This is a genomic window from Bacillus sp. JJ1764, assembly GCF_036962145.1.
Lineage (GTDB): Bacteria > Bacillota > Bacilli > Bacillales > Cytobacillaceae > Neobacillus.
This window is the reverse complement of sequence record NZ_JBALNY010000033.1, coordinates 44,593-50,878: the sequence shown is the minus strand read 5'-3', so window position 1 is coordinate 50,878 and position 6,286 is coordinate 44,593. Positions and strand designations below refer to the sequence as shown.

The 6,286-nt window shown below is 37.9% G+C and carries 5 protein-coding genes (1 of these 5 cut by a window edge); all 5 read left to right on the top strand.

Translation table 11 applies throughout. The annotated features are described in order from the left end of the window. The coding region (gene adhE / locus V7083_RS05050; protein ID WP_335476032.1) for a bifunctional acetaldehyde-CoA/alcohol dehydrogenase at positions 1 to 2,234 on the top strand (2,234 nt) is incomplete at its 5' end. Positions 2,235 to 2,562: 328 nt separating this feature from the next. Next, complete coding sequence (locus V7083_RS05045; protein WP_335476030.1) at positions 2,563 to 4,194, top strand: long-chain-fatty-acid--CoA ligase; 1,632 nt, start codon at positions 2,563 to 2,565, stop codon at positions 4,192 to 4,194. A 125-nt stretch (positions 4,195 to 4,319) separates the two neighbouring features. Further along, positions 4,320 to 5,063 (top strand): hypothetical protein, encoded by a 744-nt coding sequence (locus V7083_RS05040; protein WP_335476028.1) that lies wholly within the window; start codon positions 4,320 to 4,322, stop codon positions 5,061 to 5,063. Between the two features lie 19 nt (positions 5,064 to 5,082). Next, entirely contained in the window at positions 5,083 to 5,790 is a 708-nt protein-coding gene (locus V7083_RS05035) for a hypothetical protein (RefSeq protein ID WP_335476026.1), read from the top strand. A gap of 22 nt (positions 5,791 to 5,812) precedes the next feature. Beyond that, on the top strand, positions 5,813 to 6,286 hold the 5' portion of the coding sequence (locus V7083_RS05030) for an alpha/beta fold hydrolase (protein WP_335476024.1). The gene runs 15 nt beyond the window's last position; the window shows 474 of its 489 coding nt (coding positions 1–474); it begins with the start codon at positions 5,813 to 5,815; the stop codon falls past the right edge of the window.

Genomic DNA, 6,286 nt, shown 5'->3' with positions numbered 1-6,286 from the left:
ATCCAACCTCCACTGTTATTTTTAAATCATTAATTTCACTTAAAACAAGAAACCCTATCATCTTTGCGTTTCCTCGTTATGCGCAAAAATGCTGCTCGATTACAGCCGAACTGCTTCGGGAAGCTGCGGTTAAGGCGGGGGCTCCGGAGAATTGCATCCAGTGGATTGAAACCCCTTCTCATGAGGCCTTTCAAGTTTTAATGATGCACAATAAAATTTCACTAATTCTAGCAACAGGAGGACCTAATTTAGTAAAGGCTGCTTACAGTTCGGGGAAGCCTGCACTAGGGGTTGGGGCTGGGAACGTTCCATGTTATATTGAAAAATCTGCAAATATAAAACGCGCAGTTAACGATTTAATCTTGTCCAAAACGTTTGATAACGGAATGATTTGTGCCTCCGAACAGGCAGTGATTATCGATCAAGAAATTTATCATCAGGTAAGACAGGAATTAATTGATCATAACTGTTATTTCCTCAATAAAGAAGAACGGCAAATGGTCGAGCAGGTCGCAATAGATCAAAAAAGTGCAATGCTTAATCCACTGATTGTTGGGTTGCCTGCTTATATGATTGCCAAAATGGCAGGTGTGAATGTGCCAAAAAATACGAAAATCTTACTGGCAGAGTTGGATGGAGTAGGTCCAAACTATCCACTTTCTTGTGAAAAATTAAGCCCTATTCTGGCATGCTATAAAGTTAATAATCTTGCTGAAGGGCTGATGATTGCTGAACAAACACTTGAATATGGTGGTCTTGGACACTCGGCAGCGATTCATACCACAAATCAGGATGTTATTGACACTTTTGCTTTAAGAATGAAAGCTGGAAGAATAATCGTTAACACGCCATCAACCCACGGGGCAATTGGTGATATTTATAATACATCATTACCGTCCTTAACAATTGGATGTGGTACTTATGGAGGGAACTCAGTGTCACAGAATGTTGGTGCAGCCAATTTAATCAATATTAAAAAAGTAGCTAAAAGAAGAACGATGACACAATGGTTTAAAGTTCCTTCTCAGGTGCTGTTTGAGAAAAACTCTATCCAGACATTGGCTACCATTCCTGACATTTCTCGGGCTTTTATAGTTACAAGCGGAAGTTCCTTGAAAAACGGTTATGTCGAAAAAGTAAATTATTATTTGAAAAAAAATCCTAACAAAGTTCTATGCGATACTTTTTATGATATAGAGCAGGAGCCAAGTATTGAAACGGTTATTAAAGGCGCTGAGCAGATGAGGAAATTTCAGCCGGACTGGATCATTGCACTTGGCGGAGGCTCGGTAATGGATGCTGCAAAAGCGATGTGGCTGTATTATGAACATCCGGAAACAGATTTCCAAAGTCTGACACATAAGTTCTTTGATCCAAGTAAACGGGTGGTCAAATTTCCTCATCTACGGAATAAAGCACACTTTATTGCGATTCCAACTACATCTGGTACAGGTTCTGAAGTGACTTCCTTCTCTGTAATTTCCGATAAGAGAACAAATATAAAATATCCATTGGCTGATTTGCAGTTGACTCCAGATATAGCGATCATTGATCCGCAATTTGTGATGACTGTTCCTAAATCTGTGACTGCAGATACCGGGATGGATGTTTTAACACATGCAATAGAGTCTTATGTCTCTGTTTTAGCTAACGATTATACAGATGGACTTGCTCTTAAAGCCATTCAATTAGTTTTTAAATATTTACCAATTGCCTATCGTGACGGTAGCAATGAGCTCGCCCGCGAAAAAATGCACAATGCTTCAACCATTGCCGGAATGGCATTTGGAAACTCCTTTTTAGGAATTAATCATAGTCTTGCCCATGTTCTTGGTGCTGAATTTAATATCCCGCATGGACGTGCAAATGCAGTCATGCTTCCACATGTTCTAAGATATAACGCCATGAAGCCAAATAAATGTATGACTTTCCCTAAATACGAACATTTTGTTGCGGATAAGCGCTATGCCGAAATATCTAAAATGCTTGGCTTGCCCGGCGGGACTACAGAGGAAGCGGTCGAAAGTTTAATCGGGGCAGTAATAAAATTGGCAAAGGAACTGGAGATTCCAATGAGTATTAAAGAATTCGGAATTTCTGAGGAAGAATTTGAAAGTAAGGTACCCACATTAGCAGAACGCGCCTTCGATGATCAAGATACTATTGCTAACCCAAAAATGCCACTTGTAAGTGAATTAGCTGAAATCTATCATTCTGCCTATAAAGGGGTATAATAAGAAACTTTGGTCTCAAGTCTGTCCCATGATTGGGGCTGACTTGAACCATATGTTCTCTTGAATTATCGAAACTTTTGTGAACAAAATATACATTTTGTCGGAAAAAAGAGTGTTATTAAGCTATTAAAACGGTTAGTAGTTAAAATTCGCCATATTTACCCAATTCACCCACTTGAACTTGCAGAAGATTGATGAAAAACGTCGTAATGAGAACGTTTACAAAACTCCTTTTTATAACAATAATTTAAGTGATTACAAGTTCTTCCAAGATGATGATGTGAATTTTTATCTTGAGTCTTGGAATTATTTCAAGGAGGGTAATAGGGTGGAATATCAAAAAAAACCATGGTTAAAGTTTTATGATCCAAGAATAAGTAGAGATGTATTAATTAAGTACGATTCACTGTTTGATATGTTAAAGCAAGCGGCGAATATCCACCACGATAAGCCTGCATTAACGTTTTATGGAAAGTCATGGAGTTATAAGGAAACTAGAGTGATTTCTGAATGGCTTTCAGCTTCCTTATATCGGGTGGGATTTCAAAAGGGCGAACGGTTGGCCATTATGCTACCCAACTGCCCACATTATATTTTCAGTCTATTTGCTGTCTTTCGATTAGGTGGAATTGCTGTTCAGGTAAATCCTATGTATGTTGAACGGGAGATCGAATACATACTTAACGATTCTGAATCAGAATATATGATTGTTTTTGAGGATCTTTATCATAGGGTCAAGCAAGTCCAGCAAAAGACTAACTTAAAGAGAATCATAGTTGTAGGTTTTGGTGCTAACAAAATCCAATTAGCTGAAGGGGATCTTTATTTTAATGACTTTTTAACCCATGATAATATCATTCCAGAAATTCCAATAGATATAAAAGAAGATGTGGCTCTTTTACAATATACCGGGGGTACAACAGGAGTATCAAAGGGAGTCATGCTAACCCATCATAACTTGCTTGCTAATATTATCCAAGTTTGTGATTTCACCTATAATGCTGTTGATGAGAAGCCGGAAAATTTCAAGATCATCAGTGTCTTGCCGATGTTTCATGTATATGGTTTGTCATGCAATGCATTGTCAGCCATAAGAATTGGCTGTAATCAACTAATCTTGCCACGATTTGATGTAAATGAAGTATTGGAGTTAATTAATCAGGAGAAACCGTTCCAATTGACAGCAGTACCAACGATGATTTTTGCTTTGAATAGTCATCCACTTTTGGAAGAAAGCAAGATTAAAGAGATCTATTATTTAAGTAGCGGTGGGGCACCACTACCAGTTGAACAAGTTAAAACCTTTGAGAAAAGAGTGGGAGTCAGACTGGCAGATGGGTACGGATTATCAGAGACTGCTCCGTCAGCTATTTCAACTCCTCCATTTCTACCAAGAAAATTAGGAAGTGTTGGAATCCCATTACCAGGGACGGAGGCAAGGATTGTCAGGGAGACACCAGATGGATTTGCTGATGTACCGGTTGGTGAAGCGGGGGAACTAATACTGCGTGGACCACAGGTAATGAAAGGGTATTGGAAACGTCCGGGGGATACGGAGATGGTATTAAGGGAAGGCTGGCTCTTTACAGGGGATATAGCCAAAATGGATCATGACGGCTATTTTTATATTTTAGATCGAAAAAAAGACATGATTATTGCTAGTGGCTATAATGTTTATCCACGTGAAATTGAAGAAGTATTATACAGGCATGAGGCGGTTGAAGAAGCAATTGTTGTGGGTATGACTGATGACTACCGTGGGGAAACAGTAAAAGCTTTTGTAAAATTAAAATCAGGCGCAAAAGCGAGACCCGAAGAATTAATTGAATTTTCCAAAATGAATCTAGCTCCATACAAGGTACCAAAAGAAATTGAAATTCTTGATGATCTTCCAAAATCATCTGTTGGGAAGCTGTTAAGAAGAATGCTTAGAAAAGAAGCAGAGAAACAAGAAGTATAAAAAATAAACCTCATGAACTACTCGAGATTATTCCTCCTAGTAACAACTTCAATTTTAATGCAAGTTCCATATATATTCGATAAACATGATATTTTTAATAATCTGAAGGAAACGGAGTGAATCACATGAATCATCAAAATGAAGACTTAAATGAGACAAATTCGAAAAAAAGAAAGCAACCAACAGACAAGAAAGCTACTGAAATGGATAAAACACCAGAGGTCCCAGAACAGACAGAAAAACCTGTAGAAAGAGAAGAAGTAAATTCAGAAGAGCCTAGTCTGCATGCCGAAGTGGAACGCGAAAGAGAAGAACAACTTTCGAGCTTGGATATGCTTTGGAAGCTGGCCTTCAAAGAATTGGACGAATGGGCAAAACGTGCAGATTTCCGTGATGAAGTGTTATTAAAACAAGCGCAGCTTTTTGTCGAAAGCATTCAAAGAAATCAAGAGAATATCAAAAATGTTACTGAAAAATTTAGTCAGGAATTTTCTGAATGGGAAAAAACTGCAAGGGATGAATTTTTAATGTCGACAACCAGTCTTTCTCATTTCTTTCCTCTCAAATCATATGAAGAAATCAATCAGCAAATTGAAAAAATCCAGAAAACTGCACTGTCAATGCTTCAAAAACCATGTCAAACCATGACTAACAACCAGGCATTAGAAAAATATTTTGACATGATTGAACAGTACATCGCACTTAGGAAAAAGTATCGAAAACAGTATCTAAACACAATTAAACAGGCTGGGAACTTAGTCTATGAGAATCAAAAGGGATTTGTGGACCTGTTTGCCAAACAGGTGAAAACGTTTATGTTTCCGCTAAATAAATATTTGGAAAAGGCCGAAGAACTTACAAAATCATAATGTTAAGGGGAGAAGAAGGATGGCTAACGAAAAAACATATAATCCACTTGAGAGCTATAAGAGAATGAGTGAATTGTGGGAAAAACAAATGAATGGCCTTTTGTACATGATGACTGATAATAAAGAGACGGTAAGTTTGATGAAGCTTGGAGTTGATGGTTATTCTCGTTACTTGCAGCTTTTAAGAAGAAACCAGGATTTGATGGCCAGCTTTCTTAATATCCCATCGAAAAAAGATGTCGCCAAGGTAGCTAAAATTTCCATTCAGGCAGAAGAAAAGATTGATATTTTGGAAGAACAAATTTGGAATATGCAGGATGGAATCGCTCAATTAAATAAAGATCATCTTGAAATGTTCCAAGAACTAGTAAACATCATTACCCAAATGAAAAATGAGTTTCAAAAACTTGGAGAAGAAATTGCCGAATCTCAAAAAATATCCTCAGACATTCATGAATTACGCCAAGGACTTGTCGATATAAAAATTATACAAGTAAATCTTCAGGAATTACGTAAGGAAATTGACACCATTAAGGGAATTAAAACCGAGCTCAAGCAGTTGAAGGAAGCCCAAAAAACCAATAATCTCCAATCAGAGATCCAGGATCTAAAGCTTGGGGTGATGCAGCTCCCGGACATATTGCAGGAGCTCTCGGAACTGAAAACCCTGATTGAAAAAGAAAAGAAAAAAGAACTAGAGTTATCCACAACGGGTCCTTCAAATTAAACTAGAGAAAGGAGGTTAGACAATGGATTCTAAAGCTGCTCTGAAATATATTATCCCATCATTAGATCTGGAAAAAGAAAAAACCAGATGGGAACAGCTTTATAAAGTGTTTTCCGAACCTAAGCCAGATATTATTTCGACACCAAGAAAGGCTGTTTGGAAAAAAAATAAATCCACACTTTGGTATCATCCGGCCAAGGAAAAGAAATATCAAATCCCGGTATTTGTTATCTATTCTTTACTAAATAAGGCATATCTTTTAGACATTGGACCAGGTAACAGTGTAATAGGGGGGTTAACGGAACGGGGGTATGATGTTTACCTGTTCGACTGGGGATCGCCGGGGTTAGAAGATCAGGATTTGACTCTCGATCATTATATCCTTGATTATTTAGAGCCCGCTGTAAAACGGGCAATCCGATATTCAGGAGCTAAAGAAATTTCTATACTTGGCTATTGCTGGGGAGGAACATTTTCATCTATCTTGACGTCAATC

What these genes read in the sequence shown, in the direction of transcription:
- V7083_RS05040 (WP_335476028.1), top strand. Translation starts at nt 4,320, where the DNA reads ATGAATCATCAAAATGAAGACTTAAATGAGACAAATTCGAAAAAAAGA.
- V7083_RS05035 (WP_335476026.1), top strand. Translation starts at nt 5,083, where the DNA reads ATGGCTAACGAAAAAACATATAATCCACTTGAGAGCTATAAGAGAATG.